We start from the raw sequence: 25,542 nt of genomic DNA, 5'->3' as shown, positions 1-25,542 counted from the left end.
CACGTCCTAGCCGGTTCGGGACGCTATGTCACCCCTCGCGCGTGCGCTCGCGTGTACGCGCGCGAGGGGGCAGGCGACGGAACGAGGCAAGGCGGCGTTAAAGCGCATCACCACGCATGACAAGCGCTCTTGCGCTCGCTATGCAAGCCGCCATTCAACCGCCATTCACGCTGCAGCCAGTATCTGCCAGCGTGAAGGCAGAGCTTTCCGCCGGATATTGCCGGCGCAAGAGGAGAAGAATGGATGCGTAAAGTTTCGCCGGTCGCACTGGGATTGATGCTGGCACTGGGGGGGGTATCGCTGGGCGTATCCGCGCCTGTCGCCATCGCCAAGGAAAAGGCGCCGAAAGCGCCTCAGGCAAAGCCGAGCGCGGGGTTCATCGGCCCGGTGCAAAAGCTTCAGGAGGCGATCAACAAGAAGGATGTCGCCGCCGCGCAGGCCGCGTTGCCCGTCGCGCAGGCTGCCGCCAAGACACCGGATGACGCCTATTACCTCAATTCCATGAAGCTCAACCTCAGCATCCTGGCCAACGACGGCGCGATGCAGGGTGAGGCACTGAAGGGCATGCTGGAATCCGGCTTCACGCCTGTCGAACAGCAGGGTCAGTTCAGTGCAATTCTCGCGAGCCGTGCCCAAGATGCCAAGGATTATGGCACCGCGATCAGCTATGCCGAAAAGGCACTGGCGCTGGGCTACAAGCCTGAGGAAACCAATATCATCATGGCTCAGGCGATATGGGGCAAAGCGAACCGCAACCCTGCCGAAGTCGCGCGTGGGCTGGACTATTTCAAAAAGGGCATAGAGGCGCGCAAGGCCGCGGGGATGACCGTCGATCCGCAATGGTATCAGGTCGGCGTGCAGCAGGCCTCGAACGCCAATCTGCCACAAATCACCGAGTGGGCGGCAATGGCCTATGAGGCCAAGCCGTCTGGCGACAACCTGCGCACCGTGCTGCGCATCTTTCAGCGTGACAACCCGACGATGAGCAATCGCGAGAATCTGGATCTGCTCAGGCTGATGCAATATTCCGGCGGCCTTGCGGTGAAGGGGGACTTCCTCGAATATGCCGAAATGGCCTTCAAGGGCGGGATTTATGGCGAAGTGAAATCCGTGATCGAGACGGGCCGCACCACCCGCGACGCACGCAGCAACTTCTACCTGACCTCGGTAGATGGCGTGGAAAACTACACCGTAGCCACGGGCAAGATCGCTGGCGATAAGGCGACGCTTGGCGCCGCCGCGGCCGATTCCGCCAAGTCTGCCACCGGCAAGATCGCGGCCGCTACGGCTGATGCCTATATGGGCTATGGCGACAACGCCAAGGCGATCAGCCTTTATGAAATGGCGCTGCAAAAAGGCGGCGTTGATGCGGCTGAGGTCAACACCCGCCTCGGCATCGTGCAGGCGCGCGCGGGCAACATCGAAGCGGCCAAGGCGAGCTTCGCCAAGGTGACGGGCGGCGCGCGCGGCGCAATTGCGCAATACTGGCTGAAATGGCTGAGCCGCGCCCCTGCCGCATAGGGATTGTCGACTGCAACCGAAACAGGGCGGCGGGAGCGATCCTGCCGCCCTTTTCTATTAGCGATCTATCGGTACGCCCGGCAGGCTTTTCGACGTGCGGATCGTCAGCGAGGTCTTGACGCTCGCGACATTGGGCGCGGAGGTGAGATGCGCGGTGAGGAAGCTCTGAAAGCCTTGCAGATCGCGCGCCACCACCTTGAGCATGAAATCTATCTCGCCGTTGAGCATATGACATTCGCGCACCTGTGGCAGCGCGGCGACATGATCCTCGAACGCGCGCAGGTCTGCCTCTGCCTGGCTCTTGAGGCTGACCATCGCGAACACGGTGATGCCATAGCCCAGCGCGGCGGCATCAAGATCGGCATGATAAGAGCGGATGACGCCCCTCTGCTCCAGCGCCTTCACCCGGCGCAGGCAGGGCGGGGCGGTGAGGCCGACGCTGGTCGCCAGCTCGATGTTGGTCATCCTCCCATCCTGCTGGAGCAGGGCGAGGATCGCAAAATCGGTTTCGTCGAGCCTGGAGCCGGCGGTCACGGTAATTTCCTTATCGGTTGATTGGCAGCACGATAATAATATTCCCCGTCTTTGCAACCGTCCCACAATGCGACGGATTGATTTTAACCCTGAACTGCCCTTTCCCTTTGACGCCGAAGTCAATAAGCCCGAAAAGGCTTAGCGAGGGATTCACCTTGGGGGGCGATGGAGACCTTGGCAGTGCGTTTCAACGATCTGACGCAGACCATCCTTGCGGTGGAAGACAGGACCGGCACCGCCGCCGGGAGCCTGTGGCGCCAGTGCGTCGATATGCTGGCCCAGCACGATCAGGCGGGCAAGATTATGCTGCGGCAGGAAGACCGCGCCGCGCTGGTGGCGCGGCTGCATGATCTGCGTTCGGAGCTGAGCGAGGCACAGCGCATCGCCAGCGTGGTGGAGCTGGGCAGCCGGTTGCGCTCGCCCGCGCTGGTGGAGTTTTTCGCGACCGACCGCCCGGCGGTTTGCGTCGCCGCGCTGGCGCGCGCGCGCCTGCCCGATGCGATGTGGCCGGTGCTGCTCTCCCGCCTTGGTCCGACGGCGCGCGGCGTGCTGCGTGGGCGGCGCGACATGGGGCCGGAGACACGGCGCGCGCTCGATGCCTTTGGGCCGACCGACCTTGTGCTGGGCGATAATGGCGCGGCTGTCGTATCGAACGATCTCGGCTCGGCGGGCGTGGCCGATCTGGGGCAGGAGCTGGTGCTCGATACGCCCCAGCCGACCGGGCAGGAGGGCGAGCGCAGCCAGATCCGCCAGCTGGTCGAGCGGATTGAGCGGTTTACCAGCACCGGCAGGCTAAGGGCCATCGGGACGCCCGCTGAGCCAGATCAGCGGGCGAGCGAGCAGGCGGCGCTGCGCATTTTTCCGTTTGAGACGGATGCGGAAGGCACGCTCATCTGGGTGGGGGATGCTTCGCGCCCGGCACTGGTGGGCCTGTCTATCGCGCAGATCGCGCTGCCGGGCGAAACCGGGCCGGATGGCCATGTCGCCGGCGCCTTTGCCCGGCGCAGCAGCTTTCAGCATGGTCGATTCTTCATAGGAGAGGGGCTTTATGAAGGCGAGTGGCGCCTGTCTGCCGTGCCGTTCTTCGATCCTGCGTCGGGGCGCTTTCAGGGCTATCGCGGGCAGGCGCGGCGGCCACTGGTGCACGAGATCCCGCATACTGCCTCTGGTGCTGCGCCCGTTGCGGCACCGCAGCCCTCGCTCGATTCGGTGCGGCAGCTGATTCATGAACTGCGCACGCCGCTGAACGCCATTCTGGGCTTTGCCGAGATCATCGAGCAGCAGCTCTTTGGCCCGGCGGGCGTGCATTATCGCGAGATGGCGGGCAATATCCTCTCCGATGCGCGCCGTCTGCTCGCTGCGTTCGAAGAAATAGACGCCGCTGCCCGCGCCGCCGCCGCCCATGATGGAGATGGCTCGGCCGCAGCCGAACGCAGCGCCGTCGATGTGGGGGCGCTGGTCGATCAGGCCACCGCGCTGTTTGAAAACGAGGGGGCATCGCGCCTGCGCATCGCCGCCTCGGCCGATCTGCCGTGCGCCTATATCGAGCCGGTGCAGGCAGAGCGCATGATCCAGCATCTGGTGCGCACGCTGATGCCGCTGACGCAGGGCGAGGAGCCGGTGCAGGGCGCGCTGTGGTTTCAGCCGGATGGCGCGGGCGGCAGGCTGGTCCTCGGCTTTGACCGGCCCGCGCGGCTGAAGGGGCTGGATGAGCACGAACTGCTCGATCCCGGCTATGGATCGGACGGAGACTGGCCCGATGCACCGTTGCTTGGCCTCGGCTTCTCGATGCGGCTGGTGCGCAGCCTGGCGCAGGCGCAGGATTGCGCGCTGCGCATAGAGGCGGAGCGCATATTGCTTGAAATGCCGGTGGCGCAGGGCGACGCAATGGCAGATGTCGGCCCGGCCTGAGCGACGCTATCAAGCCAATCGCAAGAATTATGCTATAGGCGATCGGGTATGAGCGCATCCGCCCTCCTGCCAGATGATCTGCGCGCGCCGCCCGCGCCGGAGGATTGTATCGCCTTGCCGCCTGATTTCGGCACGCGCTTCATGCTGGTGGTCGATACCGAAGAAGAGTTTGACTGGGGCGCGCCGTTCAATCGGGAAAGCCGCTCGGTCACGATTTGCGAACCGATGCGGCGCGGGCAGGACTATTTCAAGTCGGCGGGGGTGAAGCCGCTTTATGTCACGGATTATCCGGTAATCGACGACGCAGAGGCCGGGCCTATGCTGGGCGAGTGGCAGGCGAACGGCGAGGCCGATGTCGGCGCGCATTGCCACCCCTGGGTCAATCCGCCGCATGAGGAGGTGGTGAGCGTCGCGCACAGCTTTGCGGGCAATCTGCCAGAAGCGCTGGAGCGGGCGAAGATCGCACTGCTGAGGGATCGCATTACCGAGGTCACAGGCCGCGCGCCGCTGGCGTTTCGCGCGGGGCGTTATGGGGTGGGGCCGAACACGGGGCGGATTCTTGCCGATCTCGGCTTCCGGCTCGATACCTCGGTGCGCAGCCGCTTCGATTACAGCGCGCAGGCGGGGCCGGATTTCTCCGGGCTGCCGGTAAAGCCGTGGCGCGCGGGGCCGGGCAGGGCGCTGATCGAGCTGCCGCTTTCCACAGCATGGGCAGGGCCATTGGGGCGGATGGGGGGCAGGCTTCAGTCCATGATCGAGCGCGGCGGGCTGGCGGCGGGAGTGCTATCCCGCGCACGCCTGTTGGAGCGCATACCGCTGACGCCCGAAGGGGTGAGCGCCGAGGAAACCGCGCGCGGCATAGATGCGCTGCTCTCGGAAGGTGCGCGCCTGTTGCTGTTCAGCTTTCACTCGCCCACTTTGGCACCGGGCAACACGCCTTATGTGCGCACGCAGGCGGACCTTGCTGCATTTTATCGCTGGTGGGACAGCGTGCTGCTTCATCTGGCGCGGCGCGGAGTGACCCCAGCCGCGCTGGGCGATGTTCTTGCGGCATGCGGGCCAAGATAGGCTTGCCTTCGCGCATGGCGGCGGCTAATCCCCCGCGTCAGGTGGGGCCTGTAGCTCAGTTGGTTAGAGCTGGCCGCTCATAACGGCTAGGTCGCGGGTTCGAGTCCTGCCGGGCCCACCATTTTCCCGATGAGCGAGAGACGATGCCTACCAGCCGCGACCAGACCGAAGCCCTGCTTGCCCGCTATTACGCCGCATTTAACGCGGGCGATCATGAGGCGATGCTGGGCTGCCTCGCGGATGATGTGGCGCATGACATCAACCAGGGCGAGCGGCAGGTTGGCAAGGATGCCTTTCGCACCTTCCTTGGGCGGATGGACACCGCCTATGCCGAGCAGCTCAAGGACATCGTGCTGCTGACCAGCGCGGATGGCGCGCGCGCTGCCGCCGAGTTTGTGGTGCATGGGGTTTACAGACAAGCAGACGAAGGCCTGCCGCCCGCGCATGGGCAGAGCTATGTGCTGCCCGCCGGCGCGTTTTTCGAGGTGCGCGACGGGCTGATCGCCCGCGTTTCCGTTTATTACAATCTTGCCGACTGGATCGCGCAGGTTTCATGAAGGCGGTGATCCGCACCCTGACCGATGCGGCCGAGCGGCAGGCGGCTTTGCCTGCACTGGCGGCCCTGAGGATCGAGGTGTTCCGTGATTGGCCCTATCTCTATGACGGCACGGAAGACTATGAGGCGGACTATCTGACCGAGTTCATGGCCGAGGCGGGATCGGTGCTGGTGGTGGCGGAAGTGGGTGGCGCGATTGTGGGCGCCGCCACCGCCTCTCCGATGGCCGGGCAGAAGGCGGAATTTCGCGCGCCATTCGAGCAGCGGGGCTTTGATACAGGCAGCCTGTTCTATTTCGGCGAGTCGGTGCTGAAGAGCGGGTTTCGCGGCCTTGGCATCGGCCACGGCTTTTTCGATGCGCGTGAGGCGGCGGCGCGGGCGGCGGGAGCCAAGGCGGCGACATTTTGCGCGGTGCTGCGCCCGCAGGACCACCCGCTGCGTCCCGTTGACGCGCGGGATCTGCACCCCTTCTGGCGCGCGCGGGGCTATGCCCCGGTCGATGGCCTGACATGCAGCTTCGACTGGAAGGATATCGATCAGCCGGGCGAGACGGCACACCCGATGCAGTTCTGGATGCGCGACCTGTGAGCGGCTTTCGCATCGCCTGCGCGCAATATCCGATCGAGCCAATGGCGAGCCTTGATGCTTGGCAGGAAAAGATTGGACGTTGGGTAGGGGAAGCGGTGCAGGGTGGGGCGGCGCTGTTGGTGTTTCCCGAATATGGCTCGATGGAAATCGCGGCGAGCGCCCCGGCGACGATGGGCGACCTGCATGCCAGCCTGCGCACCGTGATGGACGCGGGCGAGGCGATGGATGCGCATCACGCGGCGCTTGCGGCAACGCATCAGGTGCATATCCTCGGCGCCAGCAGGCCGGTCGCGCTCGATGACGGCCGCATCGTCAACCGGGCGCGCCTGTTCGCGCCCAATGGCCGCAGTGGCTATCAGGACAAGATCGTGATGACCCGGTTCGAGCGGGAGCAATGGGGCATCAGCGGGGGCGATCATCTGCGTGTGTTCCACACCGCGCTCGGCGTTATCGGCGTTTCGATCTGCTATGATGTCGAGTTCCCGCTGATTGCGCGGGCGCAGGCAGAGGCAGGGGCGCGGCTGATCCTTACCCCCTCCTGCACGGACAGCATGCAGGGCTATTGGCGCGTGCGGATAGGCGCGCAGGCTCGCGCGCTGGAAAACCAGATTCATGTCGCGCAGGCGCCGACCGTGGGCATGGCGCCGTGGTCCCCGGCAGTGGATGAGAATTACGGACTGGCAGCGCTCTATGGGCCGCCCGTGCTCAATACCCCTGACGATGGTGTGCTCAGTCTGGGTGAGGAGGGTGCAAGCGGCTGGACCTATGGCGCCGTGGATTGCGCCAAGGTCGATCAATGGCGCGAGGCGGGCGCTGTGCGGCCCTTCGCACACTGGCCAGAGCAATATCTGGGGGCGCCGCCCTCGCTTCCGGCGGTCGAGGTCATAGATCTCGCCTGATCGGCAGGATCATTTCGCACTTGCAACATAATTCTTGCCAAGCGGCGAATCGCGCGACATCATGCGCGCATGGGGACGGATAAAAGTTTCTTCGACGAGATGTATGACGAGGCCGGACAGCCTCACCCCCCGTTTACTGCCTATGGCGAATGGCTGGCCCAGCAGGAGCCGGCCAAGCTGCTGAAAAAGGCCTATGAGGCTGAAGACCTGTTTCGCAAGACCGGCATTACATTTGCCGTCTATGGGCAGGAGGAGGCCGAGGAGCGGCTGATCCCGTTCGATATCGTGCCGCGCATCATCGCCGCCGCCGAATGGGCACGGCTTTCGCGCGGGATAGAGCAGCGGGTGCGGGCGATGAACGCCTTTCTGCATGACATTTATCACAGGCAGGAAATCGTGCGGGCGGGCCGCCTGCCGGAGCATATGGTGAGCACCAACAGCGCCTTCCTCGACCGGATGGTGGGTTTCACGCCACCCGGTGGGGTCTATAGCCATATTGTCGGCGTCGATCTGGTGCGCACCGGGCCGAACGAGTTTTACGCGCTGGAGGACAATGCGCGCACGCCGTCGGGCGTATCCTACATGCTCGAAAATCGTGAGACGATGATGCGCATGTTCCCCGAACTGTTCACGCAGATGAAGGTGCGCGAGGTGTCCGATTACCCAAAGCGCCTGCGCCGTTCGCTCTCCGCCTGCGCGCCGCCAGCGTGCAAGGGCGACCCAGTCGTCGCGGTGCTGACGCCGGGTATCTACAACAGCGCCTATTTCGAGCATGCGTTTCTGGCGGACCAGATGGGGGCGGAGCTGGTCGAGGGGCATGATCTGCGCATCGTCAATGGCCGGGTCGCGATGCGCACGACGCAGGGCTATCAGCCGATTGATGTCCTCTATCGCAGACTGGATGATGACTATCTCGATCCGATGTCGTTCCTGCCGGATTCGGCGCTGGGTGTGCCCGGCATCATGGACATCTACCTCGCGGGCGGCATCACGATCGCCAATGCGCCGGGCGCGGGCATTGTCGATGACAAGGCGATCTACAGCTATGTTCCCGATATCGTGCGCTTTTACACAGGCGAGGAGCCACTGCTCCAGAACGTGCCGACGTGGCGCTGCTCCGAGCCGGACTCGCTGAAATATGTGCTGGAGCATCTCGCCGAGCTGGTGGTGAAGGAGGTCCATGGCTCTGGCGGCTATGGCATGCTGGTTGGCCCGGCGGCGAGCAAACGCGAGCTGGCGGACTTTGCGGCCAAGCTCAAACGCGCGCCCGCCAAATATATCGCGCAGCCGACGCTTGCGCTCTCGACCGTGCCGATCCTAACCAAAAAGGGACTGGCGCCCCGGCATGTCGACCTGCGCCCGTTCGTGCTCGTCTCGCCAGAGCGGATCGACATCACGCCCGGTGGCTTGACCCGCGTGGCGCTCAAGAAAGGCTCGCTGGTGGTGAACTCCAGCCAGGGCGGCGGCACCAAGGACAGCTGGGTGCTGGGGGAGTGAGCGCAGCATGACCACCCTTGGCAAAACCGCCGGCGCGCTGTTCTGGATGTTTCGCTACCTCGAACGCAGCGAAAATCTGGCGCGGTTGACGGAGGCCGGGCTGCGCATGTCTTTGACGCGCGGCGACACGGCGGTGCAGGAATGGCGCTCTGTGCTCACAACTGTCGGGCTGGCGCAGGCCTATGAAGAGACGGGGCTGGCCTATGAGCCTGCCCAGGTGGTGAACTTCCTGCTGCGCGGGCGTAATCAGGGTGGATCCGTGCTCTCGATGATCGAACGCGCGCGCGACAATGCGCGCATAGCCCGCACCGCCATCACCCGCGAAGTGTGGGAAGCGACGAACGAGTGCTTCATCACCACGCGGGACACGATGGCGCGGCCTCTGCGCGAGGCGGATATGCCGCAGGCGCTGGGCATGATCCGCCAGCACAGCGCGCTGGTGCGCGGGGCGCTGCACGGCACGATGCTGCGCAACGACATCTACAACTTCGCGCGCCTTGGCACCTTTGTGGAGCGGGCGGACAACACAGCACGCATCATGGATGTGAAATATTATCTGCTGCTGCCCTCGCTGAGCCATGTCGGCTCCACGCTCGATACCAACCAGTGGGATATGCTGCTGCGCTCGCTCTCGGCCCAGCGCAGCTATCGCTGGCTCAATCCCAACGAGACCAAGGCGATCGACATCGCGCGTTTCCTCATCCTCGACGGGCGGTTCCCGCGCTCCATCCTGTTCTGCGCGCTCAAGATCAGCGAAAATCTGAAATGGCTTGGCTTTGACTATAACGAGGAAAAGCCGGTCCATGCGCAGGCGCTGAAGCTGGCAAAAGACCTTGAGAGCATCAGCGTCGAACAGATATTCGAGCGCGGGCTGCACGAGTTTCTGCAGGATTTCATGGCGAGTAACGCCGCCATCGCATGGCAGATCGAGAAGGATTACCGCTTTACCGAATAACGGCATCAGCGAACGGACAAGGGCGCACAGAGTTTCATGAAGATCCGCTTTCATCACACCACAGCCTATCACTTTGACCAGCCGGTTCCCTATGGCCTTCAGCGGGTGCGGCTGAAGCCCAAGGACAACGCGCATCAGAAGGTGGTAAGCTGGTCGATGGAGGTGCAGGGCGGGACATGCGAGGCGGAATATGATGATGCGCACCGCAACCATTGCTCGCTGATCCGGGTGGAAGAGGGCGCGGGCAGCGTAGCGATCGTCTGCTCCGGCGAGGTGGAGACGGTGGAAGACTATCACGGCGTCGTTGGTGCGCATCAGGGCTATACGCCGCTCTGGCTGTTTCGCCAGCCCACCGCACTCACCAAGGCGGGCGCAAGCGTGAGCGCGCTGGCGAACCGAGTGAAAGCAGAGGGGCATGAGGGCGACGTTGCGCTGATGCATGGCCTCAGCAACGCCATAGCCGATGCCGTCGCCTACCAGATCGGCTTTACCGACGCCCGGACTTCGGCGGAGGAGGCGATGCAGATCGGGCAGGGCGTGTGCCAGGATCATGCGCATATCTTTATCGCCGCCGCGCGGCTGCTGGGCATCCCGGCGCGCTATGTGTCGGGCTATCTGTTCATGGAAGACCGGGTGGAGCAGGAGGCAGGCCACGCATGGGCCGAGGCCTATCTGGATGGGCTGGGCTGGGTCGGCTTCGATGTGTCTAACCGGGTGTGCCCAGACAAGCATTATGTCCGCGTCGCGACCGGGCGGGATTATGCCGATGCGTCGCCGGTGCATGCGATGACTTTCGGCGGGGGCGATTCAACTATGCTTGTATCTCTGCGCGTCGATCAGTAGGTATTTTATCGAAATGCGCTGACGCGCATTTCCGGGGACGGCACCGGCCCTCTCCCCCGCCCAACCTCCCGACAGGCTATCTTATGGGAGATTGGGAGGGGGAGCGGGCTGGCGCTGAACCATAGGGGTACGAAGGGGAGCACAATGACGTATTGCGTGGGCATGCAGCTGGATGCAGGCCTGATCTTCATGTCTGACACGCGGACCAACGCAGGGGTCGATAATATCTCGGTGTTCCGCAAGATGTTCACCTGGGAGGCGGCGGGCGAGCGCGTGATCACGATGCTCACCGCGGGCAACCTCGCCACCACCCAGTCGGTCGTCAGCCAGCTTGAGGAGCGCAACAAGCGGCCGGCTGATCGTCGGCCCTCGATTCTCGAAGCGCCCAGCATGTTTCAGGTCGCCAATATCGTAGGCGAGACATTGCGCGACACGATCCGCTCCGGCGCGATGAGCGGCAGCGAGGCCGAAAGCAAGTTCGATGCGACGATCATCTTGGGCGGGCAGATATTGGGCAGCCCGCCGCGCCTGTTCCTGATCTATCCCGAAGGCAATTTCATCGAGGCATCGGCCGACACGCCCTTTTTCCAGAGCGGCGAGACGAAATATGGCCGCCCGATCCTCGTGCGCGCATATGATCCGCGCATGTCTTTTGCCGAGGCCGCCAAGCTGTTGATGGTCAGCTTTGATTCGACGCTGAAGGCCAATCTGTCGGTCGGCTTGCCGTTCGATTTACAGGTGGTGCCTGCCGGAACCTGCCGCGTCGGCTTCGAGACGCGGATCGGCGCGGACGACCCCTATTATAACGAGATTTCACGCGGCTGGGGCGCGGCGCTGAAACAGGCGTTCAAGTCTCTCCCCGAATATTCGGTGCCGCTCGAAAACGAGTGACAAGCGCCTCCGCGCGGCTATGGATGGGGAGATAGAGGATGCAACGGAGCCTGATTTCATGACCCTGTGGCAGATGCCCGCGTTCATCATGGCGCTCGGTTATTTCCTTGGTTCGATCCCCTTCGGCATCATCCTGACGCGCCTTGGCGGGGCGGGAGACCTGCGCGCCATCGGCTCTGGCAATATCGGCGCGACCAATGTGCTGCGCACCGGGCGCAAGGGGCTGGCGGCGGCGACGTTGCTGCTCGATCTGGGCAAGGGCGCGGCGGCAGTAATGCTGGGTGAGGCGCTGTTGCCCGGTGGTGGCGGGGCGATGGCGGGCGTGATGGCGTTTATCGGCCATTGCTACCCGGTCTGGCTGCGCTTTGCGGGCGGCAAGGGCGTGGCGACGATGATGGGCGTGTGCCTCGCGCTCGCCTGGCCGGTGGGGCTTGTGTTTGCGGCTGTCTGGATCGGGATGCTGCTCCTCACCCGCATTTCCTCGGCGGGCGGCATGAGCGCGGCTCTGAGCGCGCCTGCAGCCGCAATGCTTGGCGGACGGCCAGAGCTGGTCATTCCCTGTGCGGCGATGGCGGCGGTGGTGCTGTGGCGGCACCGCACGAACATCGCGCGCCTGATCAAGGGCGAGGAACCGCGCATCGGCAGCAAGAAGGCCTGATCCGCAGATGGATCAGGCGCGGTTCGATGCGATCCGGCTGGCGCGCTCGCCCCGCATCGGGCCTGTCAGCTATCGGCATTTGATCGGGCGGTTCGGTAACGCCAGCGAGGCGCTGCGGGCGCTGCGCGAACGGGCGGACGAACGCGCTATTGCCGCTGAGATAGAGGCGGCAGAGCGGCTGGGTGCGCGATGGCTTGTCTGGGGCGATGCGGATTATCCCGCGCTGCTCGCCGAGACGGAAGACGCGCCGCCGGTGTTGACCTATCGCGGAAACATAGCATTGGCGAACGGCCCATGCGTCGCGATGGTGGGCGCGCGCAATGCCTCTGCCGCTGCCTGCCGCTTTGCGCGGGGGCTGGCGCGGGAGCTGGCGGGAGAGGGGCTGGTGATCGTCTCCGGCCTCGCGCGCGGGATAGACACCGCCGCGCATCATGGGGCGGAGGAACGCACCGTCGCGGTGATCGCGGGCGGGATCGACAGCCACTATCCGCCCGAAAACGCTGACCTGCAGGAGCAGATTGCCGAGGCTGCGCTGCTGATCGCCGAGCAGCCGCCCGGCACAGAGCCGAAGGCGCGCTATTTCCCGCATCGCAACCGCGTGATCGCGGGCCTCTCTCGCGCGACGATCGTGGTAGAGGCGGCGCCGAAATCCGGCTCGCTCATCACCGCGCGTCTGGCGGGCGAATATGGGCGCGAGGTGCTGGCCGTGCCCGGCTCTCCGCTCGATCCTCGCGCGCAGGGGTGCAACCTGCTGATCCGCGAGGGCGCGACGCTGATCCAGTCCGCCGCCGATGTGATGGAGGCGCTGAGCAACCTCGATCCCCGCGCAGGACCACGCGCGCCGCAGCTCTCGCTTTTTGCAGGGGAAAAGCCCGCTGCCGAAGCGGTTGACCCGGCAGACATCATCGCGCTGCTGGGACCAGTTCCGGTGCCGCTTGATGAGCTGATCCGCCAGTCCGGCCAGCCCTCCACCGCCGTGCAGATGGCGCTGCTGGAGCTGGAGCTGGCGGGCAGGCTGGAGCGGCACGCGGGCGGCAAAGTCTCGCTTATCGCTTGACGGCATGAGATGCCAGCCTGCGCTGGCATGACGATGAAATGTTGGGTGGATCCTTCCCGTCACCCCAGCGAAGGCTGGGGTCTCAGAGTTTTACGCCAACAATGAGAACAAATCTCGCCATTCAGGGTTTTGCTCCTCGATGAGGCGGATTTTCCATTCCCGCTTCCACGCCTTCATTGCCTTTTCCCGCGCGATGGCATCTTCGATGCGTTCATGTCGCTCGGCCAGCACAAGGGTGTGCAGGTTATAGCGGCGGCAAAATTCCGATCCCTTGCCTCGCTTGTGCTGTTCGATCCGCGCATGCAGGCGGCTCGTAACGCCGACATAAAGAACGCCGCACGGTTTGTTGGTCATGATGTAGGTCCATCCGCCGCGCATGCATCAGAGTTTGGCACATCGCCGCACGAGATGCCAGCCTGCGCTGGCAGACGGATCGGGGTGGCCCTCGCTTATCGCTTGACGGCTCGGCCCAACCCCCTACATCCTCGCGCGTGTACGCGTAAGGAAGCCAACACCCCCATGCAGCTTGTCATCGTCGAATCTCCCGCCAAGGCCAAGACCATCGAGAAATATCTGGGCGGGGATTATCATGTCCTCGCGTCTTACGGCCATGTGCGGGATTTGCCGCCCAAGGATGGATCGGTCGATCCTGATGACGGCTTTGCGATGCAATGGGAAAATTATGGCGACAAGGGCCGCCAGCTCAAAGCCATCACCGATGCCGCCAAGCAATCGAGCCGCGTTATCCTCGCGACCGACCCTGATCGGGAAGGGGAGGCGATAAGCTGGCATGTGCTGGAGGTGCTCAAAGCCAAGAAGGCGGCGCCCAAGGATGTGGTGCGCGTGACCTTCAATGCCATCACCAAACAGGCCGTGACCGAGGCGATGGCTGCCCCGCGCGATCTCGATCATGACCTGATCGATGCCTATCGTGCGCGGCGGGCGCTCGATTATCTTGTCGGCTTCACGCTCTCGCCGGTGCTGTGGCGCAAGCTGCCGGGCGCGAAGTCTGCTGGCCGGGTGCAGTCGGTCGCGCTTAGGCTGATTGTGGAACGCGAGCGCGAGATAGAGGCGTTTACGCCGCAGGAATACTGGTCCGTCGCCGCCGAGATGGAGCAGGATGGGCGGACCTTTACCGCGCGGCTGGTCAAGTGGCGCGGCGAGAAGATCGAGCGATTGACCATCGGCAAGGAAGGCGATGCGCTCGCCGCCAAGGCCGATGTCGAGGCCGGGCGCTTCACGGTCGAGAGCGTCGAGACCAAGCCGCTCACCCGCAATCCGCCGCCGCCGTTCACGACCTCGACCCTGCAACAGGAGGCCGCGCGCAAGCTCGGGTTTTCCGCCAGCCATACGATGCGGGTGGCACAGGGGCTGTATGAGGACGGCGCGATCACCTATATGCGGACCGACGGCGTGCAGATGGACGGCAGCGCCATTTCCGCTGCGCGCAAGGCGATAGCGGACAGATTCGATGGTGGATATCTGCCGGACAAGCCCCGCCAATATACCACCAAGGCCAAGAACGCGCAGGAAGCGCACGAGGCGATCCGCCCGACGGACTTTGCCAAGGATAAGGCAGGGAGCGGCGATCATGCCCGGCTTTATGACCTCATCTTCAAGCGGGCGTTGGCGAGCCAGATGGCGTCTGCCCGGCTGGAGCGCACCACGGTCGAGATGCTGGATGGCACCGGCAGCCACGGCCTGCGCGCCACGGGCCAGGTGGTGATCTTCCCCGGCTTCCTCTCGCTCTATGAGGAAGGCACGGATGACGATGCGGACGACGACAGCAAACTGCTGCCGCGTCTCAATGCTGGCGATGCGCCCGCGAAGAAGGCGGTGAGCGCCGAGCAGCATTTCACCCAACCGCCACCGCGCTATTCCGAGGCGTCGCTGGTCAAGCGCCTGGAGGAGCTGGGCATTGGGCGGCCATCGACCTACGCATCGACCATTCAGGTGCTGAAAGACCGGGACTATGTCCGCGTCGAGAAGAACCGCTTCTTCGCAGAGGAAAGCGGGCGGCTGGTCACGGCGTTTCTGGAGCGCTTCTTTGACCGCTATGTGAGCTATGACTTCACTGCCGGGCTTGAGGAGGAGCTGGACGATATTTCCGGCGGGCGGGCGCAGTGGCAGGCGGTACTGGATGCCTTCTGGCGTGATTTCAAGCCCAAGACGGCGGAGGTGATGGAGCAGAAGCCGTCTGAAGTGACGGCGGCGCTCGATGAATTCCTTAGCCCCATGCTGTTCCCCGACAAGGGCGACGGCACAGACCCGCGCGCCTGCCCCTTGTGCAGCGAAGGGCGCCTGTCATTGCGCGGCGGGCGCTTTGGCGCGTTCATTGCGTGCTCCAACTATCCCGAATGCAAGTTCACCCGCAAGTTCGGCCAGCCGGGCGGTACGGGCGAGGGCGCGGACAGCGGGCCGGAAATTCTGGGCAAGCACCCGGAGACGGGCGAGGACATCGTCAAGAAATCAGGCCGCTTTGGGCCGTATGTCGAGATGGGATCGGGCAAGGACGCCAAGCGGGGCTCCATACCCAAGGATCTGCCCGATGGTGAGCTGACGCTGGACTGGGCGGTGAAGCTCTTGAGCCTCCCGCGCGAGGTGGGCAACCACCCGGAGACCGGCCTGCCGATCGTCGCCAATCTGGGGCGTTATGGGCCATATCTGCTGCATGACGGCAAATATGCGCGGCTGTCTTCCACCGCCGAGATATTCGAGACCGGCATGAACGCTGCCGTCGTTAAGCTCGCCGAGGCAGCGGTCAAAGGCCCACGCGCGGGCGGGGCATCGCGCGAGCCGCTCAAAGTTCTGGGCAAGCATCCGCGCACGGAAGCCGAGATCAAGCTGATGGCCGGGCGCTTTGGCGCTTATGTGACCGACGGCACCACCAACGCCACGCTGCCCAAGAGCATCGAGCAGGATGCGCTGACGCTGGAGGAGGCCGCGCAGCTGATCGATGCGCGCGCTGCGGCGGCACCGGCGAAGAAGGGCAAGAAACCGGCGACGAAAAAGAAAGCTGCGCCCGCCAAGAAGGCCGCGCCGAAGAAAGCTGCGGCGAAGAAGGCGGGATAGAACATCATTGTTCTCCTGCGAAAGCAGGAGCCCAGGGCTTGTCGTGCAGCTTATCCTGACTCTGGGTTCCCGTTTTCACGGGAACACGAGGAGCGCGCAGCCCAAACGGCTACTGGATCGATGAAATATACAACGGCAATGGCTTATTCCGCCAGCCGCATCGCAACGTCGTTCATGAAGCGGGCGTCATCGCCCGCCGCGAGCCAGCCCGCCTCCGCGCCGATCGCGCCGAGCATGTCGGACAGCGCGTCTGTCTCGCTATTGTGATAGTTGGAGAGGACATAGCCGTGCACCCGGTCCTTGTGGCCGGGATGACCTATTCCAAGCCGCACACGGCGGAAATCCGGGCCGATATGTGCGTCTGTTGAGCGCAGGCCATTATGCCCCGCCGCGCCGCCGCCGCGCTTAACCTTCACCTTCATGGGCGCAAGATCCAGCTCGTCATGAAAGACGGTGACGTCTTCGGGCGCGCACTTGTAGAAATCCATCGCGGCGCGAATGGCGCGCCCGCTTTCGTTCATGAAGGTTTCGGGCTTCAACAGCAGTATTTTCTGCCCGCCGATCCGCCCTTCGGCGGTCAGCCCGTGAAACTGCTTCTTCCAGGGGGAGAAATCATAGAGGCCGGCAATGACATCAAGTGCCATAAAGCCTGCATTGTGCCGGTGGAGCGCATATTGAGCGCCGGGATTGCCGAGGCCAACCCAGATTTGCATCAGGGTCTTTGCATATTGAGCCCATGCGGGCCTGCGAACGGTGGCTTTCTGTGCTTCCGGTGCTCATGTACTTCAAAGTACACTGCGCTCCGGTTCTCGAAATCCACCATTCCCGGCTCCGCCTGAACTCAATCTCCAAAGACCCTGAACAGGCTTTTGCCCGCAAGTAGGGAGGGTTATTCGCCCTCGGTCGAGGTGTCGCCTTCGCTCGACTTGAGCGCCGAGGGCGCAACAATGGTCGCGAGGGTGAAATCACGATCCGTGATCGCGGGCTTGGCGCCTGCGGGCAGGGTCGCTGCGCTGATGTGGATCGACTCGCCGACATCGAAGCCGGTGAGATCGACCGTGATGTCATCAGGGATTTCCGCCGCATCGCAGATCAGCTCTACCTCGTGGCGCACGATGTTGAGCACGCCGCCGCGCTTCAGGCCGGGCGATTTCTCTTCGTTGATGAAGTGCACAGGCACGTTGACATGCACGCTGGCATGCTCCGAAACGCGCAGGAAATCCGCGTGCAGCGGGCGATCCGTGACGGGGTGAAACTCCACGTCCTTGGGAAGCGTGCGGACAGCCTTGCCGCCCACCTCGACCATGACGACCGAGTTGAAGAAGTGGCCGGTTCCAAGCAGCTTGTTCAGCAGCTTTTCCTCGACATGAACCAGAGTCGGTTCTTCGTTCATTCCGTATATGACGGCGGGTACGCGGCCCTCTCGGCGGAGAGCGCGGGAGGCTCCCTTGCCAGCCCGATCGCGTGCCTCGGCCGACAGCGTAAGCACATCGCTCATTGCATGTCTCCAAGTGTTGGTTTGCAGTTCAACCCGCCACGCCTCCAGGGATGACCATGACGGGAAGGCGGGCCTTTAGCAGAAATGCGCGGGAAAGCAAGGGAGGGTTAGATATTGTGATCAATCTAACTCGTGCAACGGGGTCGAGGATCAAGCGGGCCGCATGCTTTACCAGCGAGGGTTACGACCGTCTGGCGCAGGTTTCAGAGTGTCGGGATCAAGGCCCTTGCTCCAGTCGCGATCCGAAGACAAACCCCCTCCGGGTCCAATCGAGCGCCCTCCTCCCGGACCGATGGATTGACCCCCTCCGGGTCCAATTGATTGCCCGCCCCCAGGGCCGATGGACTGTCCACCGCCGGGACCAATGGATTGCCCTCCGCCTGGGCCGATAGAGTCGCATCCTCCGGGTCCGATAGATCCGGGAGTACAGTTCCTCCATGCCTGAGCAGTAGATGTCGATGGGAGAACGGCGATGAATACGCTAAACGATATGATGGCGATCCGCATATAAACTCCCGTAGAACAATATTAGAATCTGTGTATAAAGTAAAAAATACAAAATTATTACAGTAATAAAATCGCGAACGAGCCTAAATTGCAGTATTCCTCTACTTCGTTGAGCGCCGCACCACTAACCGCTTCTGCCCCAGCAGTTCGATCACGCTGCCCTTGCCGGCCAGATGCCCCGCGCCCACCGCTATGAACACCGTGCCCGGCTGATCCATCCGCTTCTCGATCCACGCGGCCCAGCGCACATTGCGATCAAGCAGCAGGGGCTTGGCCAGCTCCGGCGTGTCTTTCAGCGACTCGTTCATCTGCCTGGCGAGCGCATCCGCCCGCCCGCGTGACCAGTTGCCGATCAGGGTGGAGAATTCCTTCTCCGCTTCGGGCAGCCCTTCGAGCGTGGCGTTGAGATACTCGATCTGCACATCGCGCGGCAGGGCGTCGAAGATACCGAGCTGTTCCTCCGCGCTTTCAAGGCCCACTACCGCCTTGCCCGATTGCGCGGCGGCGGCCTCCAAAACCTTGTCCGCGCCTAACTCTTGCCGATAGCCAAGCTGCATCAGCGGCGTGACCGAGAGGTTTATCGCCACCAGCCACGGGTCAACGCGCTCCATCGCCTCAGGCGGAATATTGTATGTCTTGAGCGCGGCGGCATAGCGCGCATTTTGCTTGGGGGTGAGAAGCTGGCTGACAGTGGGACCGTTCGGATTGGTGGCGAGGCGCGCGAAGGTGGCGGCGAGCTTGGCGGGGTCATCCTGAGACACCTCGATAACCAGCGTATCGGCGCTATCGAACGCGGCCTTCACATCGCCCTCGAACCAGCGCACATCGGGCTTGAGCAGATGCACGGTGCCGAAAAGATAGATGGTCGTATCGGCATCCTTCACCGCCCACAAAGCGGGCGTGGCGTGGATCAGGCCATCGCTCGGCGGAACCGCACCCGTCTTCGCCCCGCCCGAAACCGGGGCGGAACAGGCGAGCGCGACCGTCGTCAACAGCGGCATGAAACGGAGCATCCGTGCGATCATCCCCGCTTCATGGCCGCAATGCCCGGCGCCATGCAAGCCTTCTCTTGACCCGCGCGCGCCCTTGGGCCAAGGCGAGCGCCACTTTCTTCACCCGCGCGCGAAGGGCAACATGGCTGAACAGGCGGCAGAACCACTCAGCTTTCAGGGGCTGATCCTTACCCTGCATGATTATTGGAGCAGGCAGGGCTGCGTGATCCTTCAGCCCTATGACATGCGCGTGGGCGCGGGCACCTTTCACCCTGCCACCACGCTGCGCAGCCTCGGCCCCGATCCGTGGAACTGCGCCTATGTTCAGCCCAGCCGCCGCCCGACCGACGGCCGCTATGGCGAGAATCCCAACCGGCTCCAGCATTATTACCAGTATCAGGTGATCATGAAGCCATCCCCGCCGGATCTGCAGGCGCTCTATCTCGGCAGCCTCGCCGCCATCGGCATAGACCCGCTGCTGCACGATATCCGCTTTGTCGAGGATGACTGGGAAAGCCCGACATTGGGCGCATGGGGGCTGGGCTGGGAGGTCTGGTGCGATGGCATGGAGGTGACGCAGTTCACCTATTTTCAGCAGATGGGCGGGTTTGACTGCAAGCCGGTCGCGGGTGAGCTGACCTACGGGCTGGAGCGTTTGGCCATGTATATTCAGGGCGTCGACAGCGTCTATGACCTGCGCTTCAACAATGCGGTGGGAGACAGGCCCGCCGTGAGCTATGGCGATGTGTTCCTCGCCAACGAGCAGCAGATGTCGAAATGGAATTTCGAGGTGGCGGATACGGACAGCCTGCTGCGCGGCTTCGAGGCGGCGGAGGCGGAATGCCAGCGCAGCATCGCGGCGGGCGTGCCCTTGGCTGCCTATGATCAGGCGATCGAGGCGAGCCATCTCTTCAACCTGCTGCAGGCGCGCGGCGTCATCAGCGTGCAGGAGCGGGCGAACTATATCGGCCGGGTGCGTGATCTCGCCAAGGGCAGCTGCGCCGCATGGATGCAGGTGAACGGGTGGGCGGAATGAGCGCGGATTTTCTTCTCGAACTGCGCTGTGAGGAAATCCCGGCGCGGATGCAGGCGAAGGCGTCGGACGATCTCGCGCGGCTGTTTACCGAACAGCTGGCACAGGCGGGTCTGAAGGCGGAACGCATCACTTCCTACGTCACGCCGCGCCGTTTGGCCCTCATCGCGCATGGCCTCCCGCTTCAGACGCAGGCGGTGAGCGAAGAGTTCAAAGGCCCGCGCACCTCCGCGCCGGAGCAGGCGCTGGAGGGCTTTCTGCGCAAGACGGGGCTGACCAAGGATCAGCTCGAAGACCGCGATGGCGTGTGGTTCGCGGTTGTCGAGAAGCCCGGTCGAGCGACCACCGACGTTCTGGCGCAAGCCATCCCCGCGATCATTCGCGCCTTCCCCTGGCCCAAGTCGATGCGCTGGGGCGCGGCGAGCGAGACGACTGAGAGCTTGCGCTGGGTGCGCCCGCTTCAGGGCATCGTCGCGCTGCTGGGTGAGGAGCTGGTGGGGATAGAGGTCGAGGGCGTCACCTCCGGCTATGCCACGGTCGGCCACCGCTTCCATCATCCCGGCATTATTACCATCGGCAGTGCGGCGGACTATGTCGAAAAGCTGCGCGCAGCCCATGTGATCGTCGATCAGGAGGAGCGCAAGGCGATCATCGAAAGCCGCGCGAAGGCGCTGGCCGCCGATGCTGGCTATGAACTCATCGAGGACGCCGGGCTGGTCGCCGAAAATGCGGGGCTGACCGAGTGGCCAGTGCCGCTGCTGGGGCATTTCGACCCCGCGTTTCTTGAGGTGCCTCCTGAGGTTATTCAGCTAACCCTCAGGATCAACCAGAAATATTTCGTGCTGCGGAGCACGGACGGCAAGCTCGCCCCTGCCTTCATCTGCACCGCGAATATCGAAGCGAAGGACGGCGGCGCGGCGATTGTTGCGGGCAACGGCAAGGTCCTCGCCGCGCGCCTCTCCGATGCGCGCTTCTTCTGGGAACAGGACAAGAAGACCAAGCTCGCGGATCACGCGAAGAAGCTCTCGCGCATTACCTTCCACGAGAAACTCGGCACCGTGGCCGACAAGGTCGAGCGCGTGGCCAAGCTGGCGCGCTGGCTGGTGGAGGGTGGTGTAATTGAATGGCAAAATATTACTGAAGCAGAGAAAGCGGGCAGGCTTGTTAAAGCCGATCTGGTGACGGAGATGGTTGGCGAGTTCCCTGAATTGCAGGGGCTGATGGGCGGATACTATGCGCGGGCAGAAGGCCTGCCCGATGCAGTCGCCGATGCGATCCGCGATCATTACAAGCCTGTGGGGCAGGGGGATGATGTCCCCACCGCGCCGGTGACAGTGGCGGTCAGTCTGGCGGATAAGCTGGATACATTATTAGAATTTTTTAGTATTGATGAAATACCAACAGGATCAAAAGATCCATTTGCACTGCGAAGGGCTGCAATTGGCGTTTTGTCTTTGCTGATCAAAAATAATATTCGGTTGCCATTATTAAAAATATTCGATCCCGCATATGTCATTAGAGTTAGTGCACAATCGAAAAATTTTTCCAATGACGACTTCAAGCCATTGGAAATTTATGATGGTGATGAGGTGGTTTTTGATGATGATGCAAGCCATTACAATGTATATAAAAATGGTAAATTGATTGCGCGATTGGCAGTCGAAAAGACTAATGCTGTACGTCGTGCAGAGGAGATACTGAGGGGACGGAATCATAAGCCATACAAACTCCTGGACTTCTTCGCAGACCGCCTCAAGGTCCAGCAAAAGGAAGCGGGTGTCCGCCATGATCTGATCGACGCCGTGTTCGCGCTTGGGGGCGAGGACGATCTCGTCCGCCTGCTCGCCCGCGTCCGTGCGCTTCAGGCCTTTGTCGAGACGCCGGACGGCGCGAACCTGCTCGCGGGATACAAGCGCGCGGCCAATATCCTCAAGAAAGAGGGCTATGACGCCCCCACCAGCCGTCACCCCGGCCTTGAGCCGGGGTCCCGCTCATTCACCGATGAAGGTAGCGGGATGCCGGATCAGGTCCGGCATGACGGTGCGGAAGCGGCTTACTTGTCAGAACCCGCCGAATCCACCCTCTCCGTCGCGCTCGATGCTGCAGAGCCGCGCGCCGCCGCCGCCATCGAGGCGGAGGATTTCGAGGGGGCGATGTCCGCGCTTGCAACCCTGCGCGTGCCCATCGATTCCTTCTTCGAGAGCGTCATCGTCAACGATCCCGATCCCGCCAAACGCGCCGCGCGCCTTGCCCTGTTGCAGCGCGTTCGCGTTGCAGTGCACAAAGTAGCTGATTTTTCAAGAATTGGCGGCTAATAGGGCAGCGCCACTAGCGGTGCAGCGCCTGGGCAGCGACGAAAAAACCAAGGAAAAGGGCACATGACCAAATATGTCTATCGCTTTGGCGGCGATGCGAATGACGGCGGCAATGGCAACAAGAACCTGCTCGGTGGCAAGGGCGCGAACCTGGATGGCATGGCCTCTATCGGCCTGCCCGTCCCTCCCGGCTTCACGATCACGACCGAGATGTGCACCCGCTATTATGCGGATGGGGAGGTGTTTCCCGACAGCTTGCGGGCCGAAGTGGCGAACGGCATCGCGCATATCGAGGGCGTGACTGGCAAGCAGTTCGGCAACAAGGCGGACCCGCTGCTCGTCTCCGTCCGCTCCGGCGCGCGCGTCTCGATGCCCGGCATGATGGACACGGTGCTGAACCTCGGCCTTAACGACGAGACGGTGATCGGCCTTGCTACGGCCAGTGGCGACGAGCGCTTCGCGTGGGACAGCTATCGCCGCTTCATCCAGATGTATTCCGATGTGGTGCTGGAACTCGATCACGGCGCATTCGAGGAAGCGCTGGAGATCGCGAAGGAAGACAACGACTATCATCTCGATACGCAGATGAGCGCGGATGACTGGAAGGCGCTGGTCGCGGAATATAAAAAGCTGGTCGAGAAGCTGTGGGGCAAGCCCTTCCCGCAGGATGTGCATGACCAGCTCTGGGGCGCGATTTCGGCGGTGTTTGGGTCTTGGCAGGCAGACCGCGCCAAGGTCTATCGCCGGTTGAACGACATTCCGGGCGACTGGGGCACGGCCGTCAACGTGCAGGCGATGGTGTTCGGCAATATGGGCGACACCTCGGCGACCGGAGTAGCGTTCACACGCGATCCCGCGACCGGCGAGAACGCCTATTATGGTGAATATCTGATCAACGCGCAGGGCGAGGACGTGGTGGCGGGCATCCGCACGCCGCAATATCTCACCAAGGCTGCGCGCGAGCGGGCAGGGGCCAAGCCGCTTTCGATGGAAGAGGCGATGCCAGAGACCTACGCGGAACTGGCGCGAGTGTTCAACATCCTCGAAACCCATTATCGCGACATGCAGGACATCGAGTTCACGGTGCAGCAGGGCAAGCTCTGGATGCTCCAGACCCGCTCAGGGAAGCGCACCGCCAAGGCCGCGCTCAAGATCGCGGTCGATATGGCGACCGAGGGGCTGATCACCGAGCAGGAAGCCGTCGCCCGCGTCGATCCGTCCGCGCTCGATCAGTTGCTGCATCCCACGCTGGACCCCAAGGCGCCGCGCGATGTTCTGACCAAGGGCTTGCCCGCCTCTCCGGGTGCGGCATCGGGCGCAATTGTGTTTGACGCCGATACTGCCGAGCGCCGGGCCGAGCTGGGCGAGGCAGTGATCCTCGTGCGCATCGAGACATCGCCGGAAGACATTCATGGCATGCACGCGGCCAAGGGCATCCTCACCGCGCGTGGCGGCATGACCAGCCACGCCGCCGTGGTGGCGCGCGGCATGGGCCGGCCCTGTGTTTCCGGCGCAGGCAGCCTCGCGATCGACGCGAAGGCCAAGACGATGCGCATTGCGGGCCGAGAGCTGAAAGAGGGCGATATCCTCACCATCGATGGCGCGACCGGCGAGGTGATGGCAGGCGAGGTGCCCACCGTTCAGCCGGAGCTGGCGGGCGATTTCGGCACGCTGATGGTTTGGGCAGACAAGGTGCGCCGCCTCAAGGTGCGCGCCAACGCCGAGACGCCGCTCGATTGCCGCACCGCGCGCGATTTTGGCGCGGAGGGCGTGGGCCTGTGCCGCACGGAGCATATGTTCTTCGACGCTGGGCGGATCACCGCCGTGCGCCAGATGATTTTGGCCGAGAACGAGGCGGGTAGGCGCGAGGCGCTGGCCAAGCTGCTGCCCGAACAGCGCAGCGACTTCACCGAGATTTTCGAGGTGATGGCGGGGCTTCCGGTAACGATCCGCCTGCTCGATCCGCCGCTGCACGAGTTTCTGCCCCATGAAGAGGCGGAGTTCGAGGAAGTGGCGAAGGCGACCGGCATCGGCGTGGTGGCCCTGAAGCAGCGCGCGAGCGAGCTGCACGAGTTCAACCCGATGCTCGGCCATCGCGGGTGCCGCCTTGGCGTCACCTATCCCGAAATCTACGAAATGCAGGCGCGGGCGATCTTTGAAGCGGCACTCGATGTGGCGGCGAAGAGCGGCGCGGCGCCGATCCCCGAAGTCATGATCCCGCTCGTCGCCACAAGGCGCGAGCTGGAGCTGATGAAAGAGGTCGTCGACCGCATGGCGAAGGAGGTTTTCGCCGAGCGTGGCCAGAGCATCGATTATCTCGTCGGCACGATGATAGAGCTGCCGCGCGCCGCGCTGAAAGCTGGCGAGATTGCCGAGGTGGGCGAATTCTTCAGCTTCGGCACCAACGACCTGACGCAGACGACAATCGGCATCAGCCGCGACGACGCCGGACGGTTCCTGACGCAATATGTCGACAAGGGCATCTTCGCGCGGGACCCGTTTGTCAGCCTCGATGTAGAGGGCGTGGGGCAGCTGATCGAGATCGCCGCGGAGCGGGGCAGGGCAACCCGGCCCGATATCAAGCTCGGCATTTGCGGCGAGCATGGCGGCGATCCGGCCTCCATCGCCTTTTGCGAGCAGACCGGCCTCGATTATGTCTCGGCCTCTCCCTATCGTGTGCCGATCGCGCGCCTCGCCGCCGCACAGGCTGCCCTCGCGAAGAAATGACTCTTGCGGCGCGGGCGGCGCGCAAATCCCGCAAATAATTTCGGATAAAGGGGGTTGCCATAACCGGCATCCCCCTCTATCTGCGGCACCTCCAAGGGGCAGCAGCCCCCGCCGTATAGGCAGTGTGCACCCGTAGCTCAGCTGGATAGAGCATCAGACTACGAATCTGAGGGCCGGGCGTTCGAATCGCTCCGGGTGCACCATTTTTCACAGAAACAGACAGAGCAGCCTGTGTGGGCGGGTCTATTCTCAGGGATGGGATTGAGCCTGGCCTTTATCAAAGGTCAAAAAGCTGGACACCTCGAAGAACCGCCTGATTTTGGCATGATATCGACGTGAAGGCGCATGAGAGGATGGTGAGCCCCGGTTTCGGAGGCTGATCCGCTGATTTCCGTGGTGGGACCGACCGCAGTCGCCGGT

General features: G+C 63.3%; 21 protein-coding genes and 2 tRNA genes. 18 read left to right on the top strand and 5 right to left on the bottom strand.

The genetic code is table 11. From position 1 onward, the window contains the following. Positions 1–243: 243 nt before the first annotated feature. Complete coding sequence (locus tag EQG66_RS11175) at positions 244–1,521, top strand: hypothetical protein (RefSeq protein ID WP_129404676.1); 1,278 nt, start codon at positions 244–246, stop codon at positions 1,519–1,521. Between the two features lie 57 nt (positions 1,522–1,578). On the opposite strand, the gene EQG66_RS11170 is transcribed toward EQG66_RS11175, so the two are convergent. Then, on the bottom strand, positions 1,579–2,055 hold the full coding sequence (locus tag EQG66_RS11170; RefSeq protein WP_129404675.1) for an Lrp/AsnC family transcriptional regulator: 477 nt from the start codon (positions 2,053–2,055) through the stop codon (positions 1,579–1,581). 180 nt (positions 2,056–2,235) lie between these two features. On the opposite strand from EQG66_RS11170, the gene EQG66_RS11165 reads away from it, so the two are divergent. The 12 genes from EQG66_RS11165 to dprA all read left to right on the top strand — a co-directional run bounded on the left by EQG66_RS11165 (position 2,236) and on the right by dprA (position 12,978). Continuing rightward, positions 2,236–3,966 (top strand): sensor histidine kinase, encoded by a 1,731-nt coding sequence (locus EQG66_RS11165; RefSeq protein WP_129404674.1) that lies wholly within the window; start codon positions 2,236–2,238, stop codon positions 3,964–3,966. A gap of 48 nt (positions 3,967–4,014) precedes the next feature. Continuing rightward, on the top strand, positions 4,015–5,034 hold the full coding sequence (locus EQG66_RS11160; RefSeq protein ID WP_129404673.1) for a polysaccharide deacetylase family protein: 1,020 nt from the start codon (positions 4,015–4,017) through the stop codon (positions 5,032–5,034). Between the two features lie 44 nt (positions 5,035–5,078). Next, positions 5,079–5,155 (top strand) — tRNA-Ile (locus EQG66_RS11155). A gap of 22 nt (positions 5,156–5,177) precedes the next feature. After that, positions 5,178–5,591, top strand: a complete 414-nt coding sequence (locus EQG66_RS11150) for a ketosteroid isomerase-related protein (RefSeq protein WP_129404672.1) — start codon at positions 5,178–5,180, stop codon at positions 5,589–5,591. Next, positions 5,588–6,178, top strand: a complete 591-nt coding sequence (locus tag EQG66_RS11145; protein WP_129404671.1) for a GNAT family N-acetyltransferase — start codon at positions 5,588–5,590, stop codon at positions 6,176–6,178. The genes EQG66_RS11150 and EQG66_RS11145 overlap by 4 nt, the downstream gene beginning before the upstream one ends. Then, entirely contained in the window at positions 6,175–7,077 is a 903-nt protein-coding gene (locus EQG66_RS11140) for a carbon-nitrogen hydrolase family protein (protein ID WP_129404670.1), read from the top strand. The genes EQG66_RS11145 and EQG66_RS11140 overlap by 4 nt, the downstream gene beginning before the upstream one ends. A 69-nt stretch (positions 7,078–7,146) precedes the next feature. Next, the gene (locus EQG66_RS11135; protein ID WP_129404669.1) at positions 7,147–8,574 is read left to right on the top strand and encodes a circularly permuted type 2 ATP-grasp protein; all 1,428 of its coding nucleotides are present in this window, start codon (positions 7,147–7,149) and stop codon (positions 8,572–8,574) included. Between the two features lie 7 nt (positions 8,575–8,581). Next, positions 8,582–9,529 carry an alpha-E domain-containing protein gene (locus tag EQG66_RS11130; protein WP_129404668.1) on the top strand — a complete coding sequence of 316 codons (948 nt, stop codon included), beginning with the start codon at positions 8,582–8,584 and terminating at the stop codon, positions 9,527–9,529. Positions 9,530–9,565: 36 nt separating this feature from the next. After that, the gene (locus EQG66_RS11125) at positions 9,566–10,372 is read left to right on the top strand and encodes a transglutaminase family protein (protein ID WP_129404667.1); all 807 of its coding nucleotides are present in this window, start codon (positions 9,566–9,568) and stop codon (positions 10,370–10,372) included. 144 nt (positions 10,373–10,516) lie between these two features. Next, positions 10,517–11,263 (top strand): proteasome-type protease, encoded by a 747-nt coding sequence (locus EQG66_RS11120; protein WP_129404666.1) that lies wholly within the window; start codon positions 10,517–10,519, stop codon positions 11,261–11,263. 58 nt (positions 11,264–11,321) lie between these two features. Next, positions 11,322–11,921: a glycerol-3-phosphate 1-O-acyltransferase PlsY gene (gene plsY / locus EQG66_RS11115; RefSeq protein ID WP_129404665.1), complete on the top strand. Its 600-nt coding sequence runs from the start codon at positions 11,322–11,324 to the stop codon at positions 11,919–11,921. Positions 11,922–11,928: 7 nt separating this feature from the next. After that, complete coding sequence (gene dprA / locus EQG66_RS11110; RefSeq protein ID WP_129404664.1) at positions 11,929–12,978, top strand: DNA-processing protein DprA; 1,050 nt, start codon at positions 11,929–11,931, stop codon at positions 12,976–12,978. Between the two features lie 90 nt (positions 12,979–13,068). Here the strand turns inward: dprA and EQG66_RS11105 are convergent, their stop codons facing one another. Further along, positions 13,069–13,356, bottom strand: a complete 288-nt coding sequence (locus tag EQG66_RS11105) for a GIY-YIG nuclease family protein (RefSeq protein ID WP_129404663.1) — start codon at positions 13,354–13,356, stop codon at positions 13,069–13,071. A 141-nt stretch (positions 13,357–13,497) separates the two neighbouring features. On the opposite strand from EQG66_RS11105, the gene topA reads away from it, so the two are divergent. Beyond that, complete coding sequence (topA, locus tag EQG66_RS11100) at positions 13,498–16,050, top strand: type I DNA topoisomerase (protein WP_129404662.1); 2,553 nt, start codon at positions 13,498–13,500, stop codon at positions 16,048–16,050. 143 nt (positions 16,051–16,193) lie between these two features. Here the strand turns inward: topA and pth are convergent, their stop codons facing one another. From pth to EQG66_RS11080, 3 genes are all read right to left on the bottom strand, one after another. After that, the gene (pth, locus tag EQG66_RS11095; protein ID WP_129404661.1) at positions 16,194–16,763 is read right to left on the bottom strand and encodes an aminoacyl-tRNA hydrolase; all 570 of its coding nucleotides are present in this window, start codon (positions 16,761–16,763) and stop codon (positions 16,194–16,196) included. 176 nt (positions 16,764–16,939) lie between these two features. Beyond that, on the bottom strand, positions 16,940–17,548 hold the full coding sequence (locus tag EQG66_RS11090) for a 50S ribosomal protein L25/general stress protein Ctc (protein ID WP_129404660.1): 609 nt from the start codon (positions 17,546–17,548) through the stop codon (positions 16,940–16,942). A gap of 608 nt (positions 17,549–18,156) precedes the next feature. Next, the gene (locus tag EQG66_RS11080) at positions 18,157–19,080 is read right to left on the bottom strand and encodes a TraB/GumN family protein (protein ID WP_129404658.1); all 924 of its coding nucleotides are present in this window, start codon (positions 19,078–19,080) and stop codon (positions 18,157–18,159) included. A gap of 109 nt (positions 19,081–19,189) precedes the next feature. Here EQG66_RS11080 and EQG66_RS11075 point away from each other — a divergent pair, with 109 nt between their 5' ends. The 4 genes from EQG66_RS11075 (at position 19,190) to EQG66_RS11060 (ending at position 25,325) form a co-directional block, all read left to right on the top strand. After that, complete coding sequence (locus tag EQG66_RS11075; protein ID WP_129404657.1) at positions 19,190–20,083, top strand: glycine--tRNA ligase subunit alpha; 894 nt, start codon at positions 19,190–19,192, stop codon at positions 20,081–20,083. Next, positions 20,053–22,395 carry a glycine--tRNA ligase subunit beta gene (gene glyS / locus EQG66_RS11070; RefSeq protein ID WP_245988060.1) on the top strand — a complete coding sequence of 781 codons (2,343 nt, stop codon included), beginning with the start codon at positions 20,053–20,055 and terminating at the stop codon, positions 22,393–22,395. The genes EQG66_RS11075 and glyS overlap by 31 nt, the downstream gene beginning before the upstream one ends. A 63-nt stretch (positions 22,396–22,458) precedes the next feature. Further along, positions 22,459–25,122, top strand: coding sequence for a pyruvate, phosphate dikinase (ppdK, locus tag EQG66_RS11065; RefSeq protein ID WP_129404656.1), 2,664 nt, complete (start codon positions 22,459–22,461; stop codon positions 25,120–25,122). 126 nt (positions 25,123–25,248) lie between these two features. Then, a tRNA-Arg gene (locus EQG66_RS11060) sits at positions 25,249–25,325 on the top strand. Positions 25,326–25,542: the final 217 nt, after the last annotated feature.

The organism is Sphingobium fluviale (assembly GCF_004122115.1).
Taxonomy (GTDB): Bacteria; Pseudomonadota; Alphaproteobacteria; order Sphingomonadales; family Sphingomonadaceae; genus Sphingobium; species Sphingobium fluviale.
This window is presented reverse-complemented; position numbering and strand designations above follow the sequence as displayed.